The sequence below is a fragment of the Nakamurella sp. UYEF19 genome (genome assembly GCF_040546275.1).
Lineage (GTDB): Bacteria > Actinomycetota > Actinomycetes > Mycobacteriales > Nakamurellaceae > Nakamurella.
Genome location: NZ_JBEPNO010000025.1, coordinates 20,512 through 35,321, shown reverse-complemented (window position 1 = coordinate 35,321; position 14,810 = coordinate 20,512). Strand labels below are relative to the sequence as shown.

The 14,810-nt window shown below is 66.8% G+C and carries 18 protein-coding genes; 14 read left to right on the top strand and 4 right to left on the bottom strand.

Annotation, left to right across the window (positions count from 1 at the left end):
- Window positions 1–16 precede the first annotated feature (16 nt).
- Complete coding sequence (locus ABIB25_RS23910; RefSeq protein ID WP_354531039.1) at window positions 17–820, top strand: DinB family protein; 804 nt, start codon at window positions 17–19, stop codon at window positions 818–820.
- Between the two features lie 29 nt (window positions 821–849).
- Here the strand turns inward: ABIB25_RS23910 and ABIB25_RS23905 are convergent, their stop codons facing one another.
- Window positions 850–1,542 carry an SDR family NAD(P)-dependent oxidoreductase gene (locus ABIB25_RS23905; RefSeq protein ID WP_354531038.1) on the bottom strand — a complete coding sequence of 231 codons (693 nt, stop codon included), beginning with the start codon at window positions 1,540–1,542 and terminating at the stop codon, window positions 850–852.
- Between the two features lie 101 nt (window positions 1,543–1,643).
- Between ABIB25_RS23905 and ABIB25_RS23900 the strand changes: the two genes are divergently transcribed.
- Window positions 1,644–2,540, top strand: a complete 897-nt coding sequence (locus ABIB25_RS23900; protein WP_354531037.1) for a helix-turn-helix transcriptional regulator — start codon at window positions 1,644–1,646, stop codon at window positions 2,538–2,540.
- Here the strand turns inward: ABIB25_RS23900 and ABIB25_RS23895 are convergent.
- Window positions 2,524–3,552: a helix-turn-helix transcriptional regulator gene (locus tag ABIB25_RS23895; protein WP_354531103.1), complete on the bottom strand. Its 1,029-nt coding sequence runs from the start codon at window positions 3,550–3,552 to the stop codon at window positions 2,524–2,526. The genes ABIB25_RS23900 and ABIB25_RS23895 overlap by 17 nt on opposite strands.
- An 89-nt stretch (window positions 3,553–3,641) precedes the next feature.
- Here ABIB25_RS23895 and ABIB25_RS23890 point away from each other — a divergent pair, with 89 nt between their 5' ends.
- Entirely contained in the window at window positions 3,642–4,067 is a 426-nt protein-coding gene (locus ABIB25_RS23890) for a VOC family protein (RefSeq protein ID WP_354531036.1), read from the top strand.
- Here ABIB25_RS23890 and ABIB25_RS23885 read toward each other — a convergent pair.
- Window positions 4,052–4,492 (bottom strand): GNAT family N-acetyltransferase, encoded by a 441-nt coding sequence (locus ABIB25_RS23885; protein WP_354531035.1) that lies wholly within the window; start codon window positions 4,490–4,492, stop codon window positions 4,052–4,054. The two genes, ABIB25_RS23890 and ABIB25_RS23885, sit on opposite strands and share 16 nt — an antisense overlap.
- Before the next feature lie 128 nt (window positions 4,493–4,620).
- Here ABIB25_RS23885 and ABIB25_RS23880 point away from each other — a divergent pair, with 128 nt between their 5' ends.
- Together ABIB25_RS23880 and ABIB25_RS23875 are read left to right on the top strand one after the other, a co-directional pair.
- Window positions 4,621–5,880 (top strand): DUF222 domain-containing protein, encoded by a 1,260-nt coding sequence (locus tag ABIB25_RS23880; RefSeq protein ID WP_354531034.1) that lies wholly within the window; start codon window positions 4,621–4,623, stop codon window positions 5,878–5,880.
- A 2-nt stretch (window positions 5,881–5,882) separates the two neighbouring features.
- Window positions 5,883–6,578 (top strand): hypothetical protein, encoded by a 696-nt coding sequence (locus ABIB25_RS23875; protein ID WP_354531033.1) that lies wholly within the window; start codon window positions 5,883–5,885, stop codon window positions 6,576–6,578.
- Window positions 6,579–6,930: 352 nt separating this feature from the next.
- Here the strand turns inward: ABIB25_RS23875 and ABIB25_RS23870 are convergent, their stop codons facing one another.
- Entirely contained in the window at window positions 6,931–7,671 is a 741-nt protein-coding gene (locus ABIB25_RS23870; RefSeq protein ID WP_354531032.1) for an alpha/beta hydrolase, read from the bottom strand.
- Window positions 7,672–7,820: 149 nt separating this feature from the next.
- Between ABIB25_RS23870 and ABIB25_RS23865 the strand changes: the two genes are divergently transcribed.
- The 9 genes from ABIB25_RS23865 (at window position 7,821) to ABIB25_RS23825 (ending at window position 14,777) form a co-directional block, all read left to right on the top strand.
- Window positions 7,821–8,174 (top strand): VOC family protein, encoded by a 354-nt coding sequence (locus tag ABIB25_RS23865; protein ID WP_354531031.1) that lies wholly within the window; start codon window positions 7,821–7,823, stop codon window positions 8,172–8,174.
- 117 nt (window positions 8,175–8,291) lie between these two features.
- Complete coding sequence (locus ABIB25_RS23860; RefSeq protein WP_354531030.1) at window positions 8,292–10,673, top strand: ATP-binding cassette domain-containing protein; 2,382 nt, start codon at window positions 8,292–8,294, stop codon at window positions 10,671–10,673.
- Window positions 10,674–10,706: 33 nt separating this feature from the next.
- Window positions 10,707–10,871 (top strand): hypothetical protein, encoded by a 165-nt coding sequence (locus ABIB25_RS23855; protein WP_354531029.1) that lies wholly within the window; start codon window positions 10,707–10,709, stop codon window positions 10,869–10,871.
- The gene (locus tag ABIB25_RS23850; protein WP_354531028.1) at window positions 10,868–11,269 is read left to right on the top strand and encodes a type II toxin-antitoxin system VapC family toxin; all 402 of its coding nucleotides are present in this window, start codon (window positions 10,868–10,870) and stop codon (window positions 11,267–11,269) included. The genes ABIB25_RS23855 and ABIB25_RS23850 overlap by 4 nt, the downstream gene beginning before the upstream one ends.
- 157 nt (window positions 11,270–11,426) lie before the next feature.
- A complete protein-coding gene (locus ABIB25_RS23845; RefSeq protein ID WP_354531027.1) occupies window positions 11,427–11,870 on the top strand; it encodes a helix-turn-helix transcriptional regulator in 444 nt (147 codons plus the stop codon).
- 10 nt (window positions 11,871–11,880) lie between these two features.
- Window positions 11,881–12,291, top strand: coding sequence for a VOC family protein (locus tag ABIB25_RS23840; RefSeq protein WP_354531026.1), 411 nt, complete (start codon window positions 11,881–11,883; stop codon window positions 12,289–12,291).
- A 6-nt stretch (window positions 12,292–12,297) separates the two neighbouring features.
- A complete protein-coding gene (locus tag ABIB25_RS23835) occupies window positions 12,298–13,185 on the top strand; it encodes a fumarylacetoacetate hydrolase family protein (RefSeq protein ID WP_354531025.1) in 888 nt (295 codons plus the stop codon).
- Between the two features lie 210 nt (window positions 13,186–13,395).
- Window positions 13,396–13,788: an Rv0313 family protein gene (locus tag ABIB25_RS23830; protein ID WP_502919894.1), complete on the top strand. Its 393-nt coding sequence runs from the start codon at window positions 13,396–13,398 to the stop codon at window positions 13,786–13,788.
- Window positions 13,789–14,006: 218 nt separating this feature from the next.
- Window positions 14,007–14,777: an NAD(P)-dependent oxidoreductase gene (locus tag ABIB25_RS23825; protein WP_354531023.1), complete on the top strand. Its 771-nt coding sequence runs from the start codon at window positions 14,007–14,009 to the stop codon at window positions 14,775–14,777.
- Window positions 14,778–14,810 lie beyond the last annotated feature (33 nt).

Below are 14,810 nucleotides of genomic sequence, written 5' to 3'. Positions count from 1 at the left end.
CGATGGGGAGACGCGCGTGACCGAAAATGATGTGCAGGGCAACGAGTTCGACGGCGCGGACCTGACAGGAGCGCGCTTCCGCAAGACCCAACTCAACGACGCGCGGTTCCGCATGTGTGATTTGTCCGGTGTCGTCATGCGGGATCTGAGCCTGTCGGGTGCCTCCATCGACGGCTGCGAGATCGACGGTCTGTTGATCAACGGCGTGGAGGTCGCTCCATTGATCGAAGCGGAACTCACCCGACGGGAACCAGCAAGGGCCTTGCGCCGCTCGTCTGATGCGGCCGGACTTCAGGCGGGCTGGGTCGCGCTGGGGAAGAGTTGGTCAGCCCTCTACGAGAAGGTGGCTGCCATGCCCGCCGGCACCCCAGACGTCTCGGTGGCGCAGGAATGGTCGTTTGCGGAGACGTTGCGGCACCTGGTCTTCGCTACCGACGCGTGGCTGGGGGCGGTCAAGGGCGAAGACAAGCCCTTCCACCCGTGGGGAATGCCGTTCACCGAACTCACCGAATTCAGCGGCCGACTGCCGGGCGAGATCGGTATCGACGTGGACGCGAGACCCCCCTACGACGCGGTCCTCGATCTGCGCGCGGACCGCGTAGAAAAGGTACGTCGATTCCTGGCCGAGGTGAGCCCGGAGGAGCTGGAAGTCGAAGGGGAGGGACCGTTCTGGGAGAACGGGCAACGGTTCCGCGCGATTCGCTGCCTGTGGGTGATCCTCAACGAGGAGTGCGAGCACCTCCGCTTTGCCCAGCGCGATCTGGCGCTGATCGAGGCCGGCTCGCCCCTGGTCGCCACGAACCTGGTCGCCCGGGGGTGAGAATGGCGCTGCTGCGGACGATCAGGGCTTCAGAAAGGTGCGACGCCGGAGCGGTCGATGAACGTACCGGTCGGACCTTCACCGCCACGCGTGGCCAGCTCGAAGACCGCGTCAGTGCCTTCCTGCACCGTCTGCGTTCCGCTGTTCCCGTTGAAATCTGTTGCGGTGTAACCGGGGTCGGCCGCGTTGATCCGCATCTCGGGGAACGCCTTCGCGTACTGGACGGTGAGCATCGTGACGGCGGATTTCGACGAGGTGTACAGCGGAGCAACGATTGTCGACTCGATCCGGTCGGTGTCGTGCACCGCGCCAAAGGATCCCAGTCCGCTGGTCACGTTGACGATGGTCGGAGCGCTCGAGTCACGGAGAACAGGAACGAAGGCGGTCGTCATTCGGACGATGCTCACGATGTTCGTGTCGTACACGGCGAGAGCGTCGGCCGCACTGAGTTCTGCCGGCGGGCCGAACGGCCCGGGGATGCCCGCGTTGTTGATCAGGACGTCGAGACCGCCTGCAGCCCGGATTGTCTCGGCGGCCGCGGCGACTGATTCGTCGCTCGTCACGTCGATCTGCACGAATCGGCCGCCGAGAACGCCGGCAGCCTCCTGCCCGCGGGTTGCGTCCCGCGCGCCCATCCACACGGTGTGCCCGGCCTCGAGAAGTCGACGGGCGGTTTCGTAGCCGAGGCCCTTGTTGGCTCCGGTGATCAGTGTTGTTGTCATGCTTCGAGTCTGCATCTGGATCGGTCGGCCATCCAGGCCCGGCTCAGCATGTGGATCGGCAGTACCACCCAGGATGCTGGCGCTGCTGGCAGACTGGGCAGATGCAGGAATCCGCCAGCAATCACGGTGAACTCGGTAATCACGGTGAACTCGGTGCGCTGCTGCGCTCGTGGCGGGATCGCCTCTCGCCGGTCGACGTCGGTTTGCCTGCCGGCGATTCACGGCGGGCGCCCGGGCTCCGACGTGAGGAACTCGCCTCGCTCGCCGGGTTGAGCGTCGACTACGTCGTCCGGCTCGAACAGGGCCGCGCTCGACGGCCGTCCCCGCAGGTCGGGTCGGCGCTGGCCCGGGCACTGCAACTCACCGACGGCGAGCGTGACCATCTCTTCATCGTGGCCGGACTCCTTCCACCGTCGGCCAAAGAGGTGCCGTCGCACATCCCGCCCGGTGTCCAGCGCCTGGTCGCCCGTCTCGGAGAGACACCACTGGCCGTCTTCACTGCGTCGTGGGATCTCCTGACGTGGAGTCCCCTGTGGGCCGCCCTGCTGGGCGAGCCGATCCATCCCTACACCGCCCGGCCGAACCTGGTGCGGTCGCACTTCAACGGGACCGGCCTCGGCGAAAGCACCGGGAGCTGCATCGTCAGCCGCTCGGTCGGGGTCGATTCGTTCGAGGCGTCACTGGTCGCCGACCTGAGGCGCGTGCAGGGCCGATACCCCGGTGACCGTGGGGTACGCGCCCTGGTTGGGGAACTGCTGGGCACGAGTGTGCGGTTCCGCGAGCTCTGGGACAGGGGCGCCGTCGGGGAGCATCAATCGGAACGGAAAGTGTTGCACAGCAACGTCGTCGGTGACGTGGAACTGGACTGCGATGTATTCACCGTGGCCGGCACCGACCTGCGCATCGTCGCCTACACCGCGGCATCCGGATCAGAGGCTGCTGCGAAACTCGACTTCCTGCGGGTCTCCGCCGTCACCGCGTTCACGGTCGATCGCTGATCCCGGCCCGGGAAGCCGTGTCGGCGTAGCGGCGGGCCAGCCGCCCGAATGCTGCGGCGAGTTCGGGCGGGCCGACTACTTCGATGTCGGCGTCGAATCGGCCGATCGTGGCGGCCAACGCGGTCCAGGACCAGGCCCCGAGGCTGAGCCGACATCGATCCGGCCCGACTGCCTCGACGATTCCCTCCCGCGTGTACGGCCGGATCGCGACGGCCGGGAGGTCGAGGATCACTTCGCCCTGGCACGACCAGCCTCCCGGCCCGGTCGCGCTTTCCGAACCTCGAAACCTCTTGGTCACGAAGGCGCTGACGTCGTCGCCGCCAGGCAGTTCACGCGGGGTGAAGCGCGGCCCGGTCAGCGTGCGCGGCGATATCCGGTCGGCGCGAAACGTGCGCCAGTCAGTGCGATCCAGATCCCAGGCGACGAGGTACCAACGATCACCCCAGGTGACGAGGTGATGGGGCTCCACCCGGTGCGCTGTCGGCTGATCTGCCCTCGGCTGATCGTTCGATCCCGGCGGGTCTTCCGAGGCATAGTCGAAGCGGAGGACCTCGCGGCCGTGGACGGCGGCGCCCAGCGTCATGAGCAGGCCGCTGTCGACCTGTGGATCCGGCCCGCTCGGGGGCGGGTTCACGGCGGTGACCTGCAGGGTGTCGATCCGAGCGCGTAGCCGAGCGGGCATGACCTGCCGCACGGTGTTCAGCGCGCGCAAGGCGGCCTCGGCGATACCCGCCCCCGAGGTAGTGGCGATCCGGAGCGCGACGGCGAGTGCGACGGCCTGCTCGTCGTCGAACAGCAGCGGTGGCAGCTGGGCACCGGAATCGAGGCGGTAGCCACCTTCGGGTCCCTTGGACGCGGTGATCGAGTAGCCGAGTTCGCGCAGGCGGTCGACATCGCGGCGCACCGTCCGGGCACTGATGTCCAGGCGTTCGGCCAGTAGCGGCCCTGGCCAGTCCCGTCGGGCCTGGAGCAACGAGAGCAGCGACAGCAACCGGGCTGAAGTTTTCGGCACGAATTCCATGATGCCCGAAGTAGAGGACACTTGCTGTCCTCTACCCCTGCGACGCTTCTTGCATCCCAACCAGAGGCGAGGAGCCAACAATGACCCTGCAAGCCGTCACCCACATCAACTTCAAGGGAGACGCCCGCGCGGCGCTCGAGTTCTACCGTTCCGTCTTCGACGGTGACCTGACGATCCTGACCTACCAGGACATGCACAACGTCCAGCATCCGGACGAGGCGAACCTGGTGATGTGGGGGCAGGTCGTGTCCGACAACGGGTTTGCCGTCATGGCCTATGACGTTCCGGCCAGCCGAGGCTGGGACAAGGGCGTCGATCCGTTCTACGAGTCACTGCGTGGCCAGACGGTGGAGGAAGTCACCGCGATCTGGTCGAAGTTGTCCGACGGAGCGACCATCGCCCAGCCGCTCGGGCCGGCCCAGTGGGCGCCCGCCTACGGCATGCTCACCGACAAGTTCGGCATCACTTGGGTTGTCGACGTCGCAGTGGACTACAGCGGCTCCTGACTGTTGGCGGCTTGAAGGCTGTCCGACCCGATGTCCAGCCGCATGGCGACCCGCGGCCACCGGTCAAGGCCGCGGGCTGCCTCCAGTCGTCTCGCGTAACGGAGGCCACCACCCAGGTCGGCGTCGTGCAGGATTCGAAAACCGAGACGCTCGTAGTAGGGGGCGTTCCATGGCACCTCGGCGTAGGTGGTGAGGGTCAGCGCGGCCAAGGCCTGACGCGCTGCCCAGTCCGCGGCGACTTCGATCAGGGACTGGCCGATGCGGCGGTGGGCGTGTTCCGGGTGCACCGAAACCTGCTCGATATGTGCGTCACCATCGACGATCTCAACCAGCAGGTAGGCGACCGGCAGGTCCGCCTCGTCGGTGCTCACCCAGGCCCGGCTGTCGTGGGCGAATGCGGCGAGTTCGGGGCTTCCGGGGCGCAACTCACATCCTTCGGATGCAGGTAATCTGCTGAGAGCAAAACCATTGTGTGTCAGCACTCCGAATGAATATAATCGAACAATAGTCCAGTGATTGAGCGGTTCGACGAGGCTCAAAAGGGGGTGCTGATATGGCGACGGTACCGGTCGACCCCGACAGTGCTGCCGCACCTTCCGGACCGGCCGCTGCGCCGACGCCGGAACCGGCTGCTGCCCCCGCTGCCGTGCCGGTCGCGGACACCTTCGGGTGGGTGACCTCCGCTGTCCCGGCAGCGTTGTCGCCGTCCGAGCTGCCGGATCTGATCGTCGCGGCGAACCGGCTGATCTCCCACCTGCAGGCCGTGCAGATCGCCGCGGTCGCGGAGTTCGCCACACCCGGACGGTGCGGATCCATGACGAAGCTGATCGCCGGTTTGATCGACCACACCGGCCTGGCGAACCGCCCCGGCGGGCTGGTCGACCCGGAAGCGATGAGCGTGCTGATCGCCGAACGGGCCCAGGACATGGCCGCCGCGGAGGTCAGCGCCGCCCTGCACCAATCGCCGCTGGGCGCATCCCGGCGGGTGTCCGCCGCGGTGGAGTTGGTGCAGGAGTTGCCGGCGACCCTCGCGGCGTTGAAGGCCGGCCGGATCGACCTACCCCGGGCCCGGATGATCGCCGAACGCACCGCCAACCTCGACCCGGAGTTGCGGACCGCGGTGGAGGCGAAGATGCTGCCGCTGGCCGAAACCCGCACCCCGGGGCTGCTGCGGCCGATGATCGATTTGCGCGTCATCCTGGCCGACCCCACCGCGTCGAAGAAACGGGCGGACAAGGCCCGCAAGGACCGGTTCGTCGACCACACCCCCAGCGTCGACGGGATGGGGATGATCCGGGCGCACCTGACCGCCGAAGTCGCCGTCGCCGTGTTCGACCTTTTGGACCGGATCGCCAAAGCCACCGTCGGGATGGACGAACGGGGCATCGCCGCGTGCCGCGCCGACGCCCTGGTCGACATGTGCCTGCAGATCCTGGCCAACGGGTTCGTCGACCTCCGCGACACCTGCACCCCGGAGGATTCCACCGAATCGGACGACCAGGCCACCTCCCCCGAAACCGACACCCCCACACCACCGACCTCGACGAGACCCCCGCCGGCACCGAGCAGAACCAGGACCCGACAGCTCAGCCCGGAGCGGCGAACCCGGCTCAGGAAAACGATGAGGCCGCGGCGTCCGTCGAGGTGGCGGTGCCCGCCGCGACTCAGCCAGCACCGTCCCCGGCCGCCGAGCCAGCCGTTCCTGTTCCTGTTGCGCCGCAGCCGATCACCACGCAGCCGATCACCGCGCGACCGGGCCGGAAACTGTCGAAGATCACCAAGCACCACGGCCGGGGTGCGCACTTCAACCTGACCATGAGCCTCGCGGCGTTCACCGAGTTCAACCAGGACCCCGCCGAACTCACCGGACACGGATTCCTGCCCGCCCACCTCGCCCTCGCGATGAAAACGTCCATCCGAACCCTCGCGGTGATCGTCGTCAACGAGCAGGGGCAGGCGATGGCGGTGGGTTCCACCGCGCCTGTTCCGACATACATCCCCACCCAGACAGTGACCGACCAGGTGCTCACCGCCGCCGGGACCTGCCGCTTCCCGTCCTGCCGGATCCCCGGACCACTGTGCGACCTGGACCACCGAGAATCCTTCGACCACGAGCATCCCGAACGCGGCGGTCAGACGGATGCGAAAAGTCTCGACCCGCTATCCCGACACCACCACTTCCTGAAAACGTTCACCGACTGGACCGCCACCCGCAGCCCCGACGACGGCCTGACCATGCTGTGGACCAGCCCCACCGGCCACCACTACGTCGACCACCCCAAAGAATTCGCCATCCCCGACCACGAACGACCAGATCCCGCCGACGAAAACAGCCCGCAGGAAACGACTGTCGGCAGCGACGCCGACACCGACGACCACGACTGCTGCCCCTGCGCGCGCCCGTCCCCGGTCATCCTCGACGGCGGCAGCACCGCCCAAAGTCACGCCGAACAAACCAAAATCCTCATCGCACGCCGCCACGCCGCCGAGCCGAGAACACCCGCCTGCTGAAGGCGCAACGGATCAAACTCGACCACCGCACCACCTTCATCCACCGCCTCGGCACGGACACAGACCCCCGGCCCGCCGACGAAGACGACGAAGACGACCAGGAGACGCAGGAAGAGTTCAACGCCCGCATCGAAGAAGACATCGCCGCCGCCGGCTCCTACGAACGGTTCCGCACCCAGAACAACAACACCCTCAGACGCTTCGACCCCATCGCCTACGGCCTACAACTGGCAGCCGACAAAGCCCGCCAATACCCCGACCCCGACGAACCACCGTTCTGAGCGGAACTGCCGGATGTTGCCGACCCGCTCGCAGTGTGCGATCCATACGCAGAGGATCCAGCCGGCGTCGCCTACGCCGTCAGCAGGTCGACCGTCACATCGACCAGATCGGCAGGGGCCTCGTGTCCGCCGGTGAACTCACGGAAATCGACTTCATAGCCGGCCGTCTTGAGCACGGAAACGATTCGCCAGCTTGTCTTCTCGATCGGAAGGACGGGATCTTCCCGACCATGCGAGATGAAGATCTTGGGGTGGCCTTCGCGGTAGCCCTGAGCGAAGTAGCCCGGGGAGAAGGCGAACACCCGCTTGAACAGATTCGCGTTGGCCAGACCCAGCGACAGGGCATACGAGGCCCCGTCGGAGATGCCGGCAATGGCAATGCGGTCGGGATCGATGTCGAACGCCGAGAAGACCTCGGACAGCGCACTGTCGAGTGCGGCGACGTCGGGACCGAAACCGCCGTTCACGATGACGTCCCACGTGTAGTCGATCGACTTCGGCGCCAGGACCAGGAACCCCTCGCGCTGGGCATGTTCCTCGAAGGTCGGCAGCACCTCCGACGGTCGGGAAGTGGCACCGTGGAACAACACCACGAGCGGTACCGGTCCGGCGGACAGGTGGTCCGGCACGAAGAGCACCGGTTCGTCCGGGTCGATCGGCAGGTCGGGCTCGTCGGGCAGCCTCTGCTCGATGCCCTCCGCGTCCTCAGAACGGCCCGGCTGCGGGTAGGCGGACAGCCGCCCGGAGCGCCAGCGGGCCCGTTCGACGTCCGAAAAGGGCTCGGGGCTCAGAGGCAACGGCGTCGTCGACATGGCTCCGACCCTATTCCGCCGCTTCAGCTTGCGCGCGGGGACGGTGACCGACTGCCGCGAGTGGATCGAGTGGATCGAGTGGATCGAGTGGACAGACCGTCACGACAGGTCGATCATCGGGCGCATCCGTTTGCAGGCAGGAGTACCCCATGCACAGCACGAGCATCATGGCCAACCTTCGGGTGGCCGACATCGAGACGGCCAAGAGCTTCTACACCGACTACCTCGGGCTGGGCACCGAGGAATTCAACATGGGATGGGTGGCCCGCTACGCCTCTCCGCAGACGCCGGCCGCGGTCCAACTCGTCACCAGCGACGCGAATGCGCCGGAGAACTCGGTCATCTCGGTCCATACCGACGACATCGACGGCGCCTACGCGGAAGCCATGGAACTGGGTTACGAGATCGTCCACCCCCTCACCACCGAGCAGTGGGGCGTACGCCGGTTCTTCGTCCGGGCTCCGGACGGCAACGTCATCAACATCGTCAACCATCGGGACTGAGTGCCGAAGAGCCGCCGACCGGTCAGGAATCGAGAAGCGCCTGCCCCGAGGCCCCCGATAGAGTCGCCCCTGTTCGAGAGAAGACCCGACGAGCCTTCTGATGGAGAAAAAGACAGAGTGAGCACAGGCCGGACGAGCACGATCGAACCGCATGCTGCCGACAGCCACGACCTGATCCGAGTGACCGGCGCACGGGTGAACAACCTGAAAGACGTCAGTGTCGAGATCCCCAAGCGCCGGCTGACCGTGTTCACCGGGGTTTCCGGTTCTGGCAAGAGCTCTCTCGTCTTCGGGACCATTGCCGCGGAGTCGCAGCGGATGATCAACGAGACCTACAGCGCGTTCGTCCAGGGCTTCATGCCCACGCAGGCGCGGCCGGACGTCGACGTCCTCGACGGCCTGACGACGGCGATCATCATCGACCAGGAGCGGATGGGCGCGAACACCCGCTCGACGGTCGGCACCGCCACCGATGCCAACGCGATGCTGCGCATCCTCTTCAGTCGACTCGGAAAGCCGTACATCGGCTCACCACAGGCGTTCTCGTTCAACGTCGCGTCCATCAGCGGAGCCGGCGCTGTCTCGATCGAGCGCCACGGACAGACCGTGAAGGAACGGCGCAGCTTCTCGATCACCGGTGGCCAGTGTCCGCGCTGCGAGGGCCGCGGTTCCGTCACGGACATAGACCTGACCGCACTGTACGACGACAGCAAGTCCTTGAACGAAGGTCCGTTCTCCATTCCCGGATTCAGCATGGATGGCTGGTTCGGCCGGATCTTCATTGGCTCCGACCTTTTCGATCCGGGCAAGCCGATCAAGAAGTACACCAAGCGGGAAATGGCCGATCTGCTCTACAAGGAGCCGATGAAGATCAAGGTCGAGGGCATCAACCTGACCTACGAGGGGCTGATCCCCAAGATCCAGAAGTCCATGCTCTCCAAGGATGTCGACACGTTGCAGCCGCACATCCGAGCCTTCGTAGAGCGGGCGGTGACCTTCACGACGTGTCCGGAGTGCGCCGGGACCCGACTGTCCGAGGCGGCCCGGTCGTCGAAGATCAACAAGATCAGCATCGCCGACGCGTGCGCAATGCAGATCAGCGATCTCGCAGTCTGGTTGGCCAAGGTCAGCGAAGCGTCCGTGGCGCCGCTGCTCGCGGCACTGCGGCACAGCCTCGACTCGTTCGTCGAGATCGGCTTGGGCTACCTGTCTCTCGACCGACCCTCGGGCACGCTGTCCGGCGGGGAGTCGCAGCGCATCAAGATGATCCGGCACCTCGGCTCCTCCCTGACCGACGTCACCTATGTCTTCGACGAGCCGACCATCGGATTGCACCCCCACGACATCCAACGGATGAACAAGCTCCTGCTGCAGCTGCGCGACAAGGGCAACACGGTGTTGGTCGTCGAGCACAAGCCCGAAGCGATTGCGATCGCCGACCACGTCATCGATCTCGGTCCCGGCGCCGGGAGTGCCGGTGGGGAGGTGGTGTTCGAGGGCAGTCTCGATGGGCTGCGAGCCAGCGACACCCTGACCGGGCGGCACCTGGACGATCGGGCATCGCTGAAGACGTCGATCCGGAAACCGACTGGGGCACTGGAGGTCCGGGCAGCGAGCACGCACAACCTGAAGAAGGTGGACGTGGACATCCCGCTCGGTGTGCTGGTGGTGCTGACCGGTGTCGCCGGGTCGGGCAAGAGTTCACTCATCCATGGCTCGGTATCCGGCCGGGACGGCGTGGTCTCCGTCGATCAGGGCGCGATCAAGGGCTCGCGGCGCAGCAACCCGGCGACCTACACCGGCCTGCTCGAGCCGATTCGAAAAGCTTTTGCCAAGGCCAATAACGTCAAGCCTGCGCTGTTCAGTCCGAACTCCGAGGGTGCCTGCCCCAACTGCAACGGCGCCGGTGTCATCTACACCGATCTGGCCATGATGGCCGGCGTCGCCACGGTGTGCGAGGTATGCGACGGGAAGCGGTTCATGGCCGTGGTACTGGACTACAAGTTCGGTGGGAAGGACATCAGCGAGGTTCTCGGGATGTCGGTGGCCGAGGCCGAGGCGTTCTTCGGCTCCGGGAATGCGAAAACGCCTGTTGCCCATGCCATTCTGGAGCGCCTCGCGGACGTCGGGCTCGGCTACCTCAGGATCGGTCAGCCCCTCACGACGTTGTCCGGCGGTGAGCGCCAGCGGATCAAGCTCGCCACCCGGATGTCCGAGAAGGGCGGCGTCTACATCCTCGACGAGCCGACCACCGGGCTGCACCTCGCCGACGTCGAGAACCTGCTCGGACTGCTGGATCGACTCGTCGATTCCGGCAAGTCGGTGATCGTCATCGAGCACCACCAGGCCGTGATGGCGCATGCGGACTGGATCATCGACCTCGGTCCCGGTGCTGGTCACGACGGCGGCAAGGTCGTCTTCCAGGGCACTCCCGCTGATCTCGTCGCTGGTCGATCCACGCTCACCGGCGAGCACCTCGCGGCGTACGTCAGTGGTTGATGGTGATGGTGTGTCGATGGGGCCGGCCAGCCGGTGGCGTCGCTGGTCCCGGTGGTCGGCACGGATTGGGAGCAGCTCGTGGCCACCGGCGCGGTCATGCCGGCGACGAGCCGACTGCACGATGTCGAACCGGTACCGTCCGATGGCGCTCCCACGTTGACCGAACTGCTGACGGCCGATCGTGATGACGACCGGTGACGGTCGCCTATTTCGACACCTCGGCCCTGGTCAAGTTGGTCGTCAACGAGGCCGAAACCGCCGCGCTCCGGGGGTGGCTGCGTGGAGCCGGCGCCGATTCCGTTCTGACCACATCGACGCTGGCAGGCGTCGAGCTGAGACGCGCGGCCCGAAGCCATGGTGCTGCGGCAGCGGGTGTGGCGGAGCAGGTGCTGAGCAGTCTGGCCCACATCACGATGACGCCCGAGCTCCTCGCCGACGCGGGAACGATGGAGCCGGCGTCGCTGCGCAGCCTGGATTCGATCCATCTCGCCACCGCTCGCCGGGTCGGTTCTTCCCTGTGGGCATTCGTGGCCTACGACAGCCGCCTGGTAGCAGCCGCGACGATGGCCGGGCTCCCGGTGATCCGGCCGGCGTAAGACGGCACGCCCACGGGCTCATGCCCTCGAACGGTCCCCGGCGAAATGAAAAGAGAGTGGTCCCATGTGCTTCAGCCAGATGAGATCGGTCGGAGCCATGCCACAGATTCGCACTGGTCCGAGGCTGGGTGAGGTCTTCTGTGGGACGATCGGGCACGTGACCAACAGCCCGGACCGAGCCCAGCATCTGCGCGACCTCGCGCAGCTGCGGCGGGTCCGGGACCGGATGGATCGGGAGTACGCCCAGCCGCTGGACGTCGAGGCACTGGCCCGCGGTGTGTATCTGTCGGCCGGGCATCTGAGCCGCGAGTTCCGGCTCGCCTACGGCGAATCCCCGTACAGCTACCTGATGACGCGGCGGATCGAACGGGCGATGGCGCTGCTGCGCCGCGGCGACATGAGCGTGACCGACGTGTGTTTCGCGGTCGGATGCTCGTCACTGGGCACCTTCAGCACCAGGTTCACCGAGCTGGTCGGCATACCGCCCAGCGTCTATCGGCGACAGACGGCCGGCGCGACACCGGAGATGCCGGCGTGCGTGGCCAAGCAGGTCACCCGACCGATCAGGAATCGAGAAGCGGCGGCCCCGAGCGGCCACTAGCCTCACCGCTATGAACATCACCATTCATTCCAGCTTTCTCCCTCAGGACGACCCCGAGGCCGCGCTGGCCTTCTACCGCGACATCCTGGGCTTCGGACTCCGTCTCGACGTCGGGTACGGCGGGATGCGTTGGCTGACAGTCGGTCCCGTCGACCAGCCCAGCACATCCATCGTGCTGTACCCGCCGAACGCCGACCCCGGCCTGACCGACGACGAAAGCCGGACCGTCCTGGAGATGATGGCCAAGGGCACCTACGCCCGCGTCCTCCTGGCCACCGCCGACCTGGACAGCACCTTCGACGCCATCCAGGCCAGCGGTGCCGAAATCGTCCAGGAGCCGATCGAGCAGCCCTACGGCGTCCGCGACTGCGCCGTGCGTGATCCTGCGGGCAACCTGATCCGGATCCAGGAACGGCGCTGACACTCGATGGAGATCATCAGATACGTCGCCGACGCGCAGGCACGGGTGGGGGTCCGGTCTGCCGACCGTTCCGTCAGCCGACTGCCGGTCGGGACGATCGCTGAGCTACTTCGGCTCAGGCTCGACGAATTTCGCACGGTGGTCGAAGCCGGCGGGCCGGCCGAGGCCGGTACGGTTCGTCTGCTGCCGCCGATCGACGGGTACACCGAGGTCTGGGCGGGTGGCGTCACCTATCGCCGCTCGAGCCTGGCCCGGCAGGAGGAGAGTGTGGTCGCCGACGTCTACGCCCGCGTCTACGGGGCCGACCGTCCCGAGCTGTTCTTCAAAAGCGTCCCGTGGCGGGTGGTCGGAGACGGTGAGCCGGTCGGCGTCCGACCCGACTCCGAGATCAGCGTCCCGGAAGCGGAACTCGCGGTCGTCGTCAACAGTGCTGGGGAGATCGTCGGCGCCACCATCTGCGACGACGTCTCCTCCCGGTCCATCGAGGGCGAGAATCCGCTGTACCTGCCCCAGGCCAAGGTGTACTCCGGCTCGTGCGCGCTCGGGCCGTCGATCAGACCGATCTGGGAGATCGCCGACCTGCAGGCATTGGATATCACCGCGCGGGTCGAGCGCGACGGGGTCGCCGTGTGGTCCGGGACGACCAGCACCGAGATGCTGAACCGCAGCCCCGACGAGTTGGTCGGATTCCTCCGAAGTCATATCGACTTCCCTGACGGTGTCATCCTTTCCACCGGGACCGGGCTGGTCCCCGAGCTGAGCTTCACCATGGCGACCGGTGACACCGCCGTGGTCGAGATCGACTCGCTCGGCGTGCTGTCCAACCCCGTCGTGCCGGCGACGAGCAGGGAATTCGCCTGGTTGACCACCGATCCGACCCGGTCGGCTCCTTGACGGCCTTCGTCGACGGTTGGTTCGCTCTGCGGACACCGATCCGTACCGAATCCTCTGCTGCCCAGCGCATGACGGGACGGCAACCCCTGGGGTCTGCCGCGTCGGGTCGACGGCAGGATCGAGAGCTCGGCAGGCTAGCTCCGGCCGTCACCGGTTCGAGCGCACACTGGAGGGAGCCGCAGACGCGGTGCGTGTATCGCTAGGAGGACCGTGATGGCCAACAATGAATTCGGATTCGATCCGGAGGATCTTGATCGTGTCGTCCGCGCTGCGGGCGAGCAGCTGCGGGGCGCGCTCGGCCAGTTCGGCCTGTTCGGCGGGGCGGGGCAACGTTCGGGTTGGTCGGGGCCCGGGGGCGACACCGGCCGTCGTTCGCGCACTGTTCCCGAGCCCGAGACGACGGGTGCGACCGGTGACGGTGTCTGGGTGATCTATGCGGTGGACGGGGACGGCGGCGCCCAGATCGAGCAGGTCTACGCGTCCGAGCTCGACGCACTGCGCGCCAACAAGCACAACACAGACGCCACCCGCAAGGTGCGCTTCCTCCCGTACGGGATCCCGGCCAGCGTGCTCGACGGTCCCGAGGAGGCGTCCACCGACTGACCCGGAACCGGTACGGCCAGGGTGTGCGTTTCTGCCGGATCGTAAGGTTCTCCGCATGTCGGATGCCCAGCTCCGCCCCGTGAGATTCGCCCCGCACACCGCTGGTCGCGGCGGCATTCGAGCTGCCCAGCCAGGCCGGAACCGATGCCGAGGGACTCAGTCCCGCACTGCTGTGAGGTCAGAGGCGAGAGGCGGCTTCACCTGACGAGGAGTCAGCGATGACCGTGATCGGGATCGTTCATCCAGGATCCATGGGGGCGGCTGTTGGTCGCGCTCTGGTCGACGCCGGGCACGACGCCGCATGGGCCTCTGACGGGCGCAGCGATGCCACCGCGGCGGCGGCGGCGTCCGCAGGCCTGCGTGACGTCGGAACCATCGACCAGCTCGCCCGGCAATGCGACCTCGTGGTCAGCCTCTGCCCACCGCATGCGGCAGCGGAGGTTGCCGAGCAGTTCGCGGGCTACCGGGGTACGTTCGTCGAGGCCAACGCAGTCAGTCCGGCCACCGTCCGACACATCGGCGAACGGCTGACGCCGGCGATCCTCGTGGACGCGGCCGTCATCGGGCCACCGCCGGATCTGGCCGGAACCACCCGGCTGTACCTGTCGGGTCCGGCGGACGAGGTGGCCCTCCTCCTGCACAACGATCGATTCGAGATCCACCAGCTGGCTGCGGGTCCGACCGCGGCTTCCGCGCTGAAGATGACCTACGCAGCGTGGTCGAAGGGATCGCAGGCACTGATGCTCGCGATCCGGGGAGCGGCTGTCGAGCTGGGGGTGGAACAGGATCTGCTGGCAGAGTGGTTCCTCAGCCAACCCGGACTCACCGAGCGGAGCGACCGCGCGAAAGGCACTCCGGTCGAACGCGGCTGGCGTTGGTCGCACGAGTTGGCCGAGGTGGGCCGCACGTTCGCAGCTGCGGATCAGCCGGCCGGTTTCGGCGAAGCCGCCGCCGAGGTGTTCGGCCGGTTCGGCCGACCGGCATCATGAAGTGACAGCGACGGTGGACCGGGCGTCGACTGA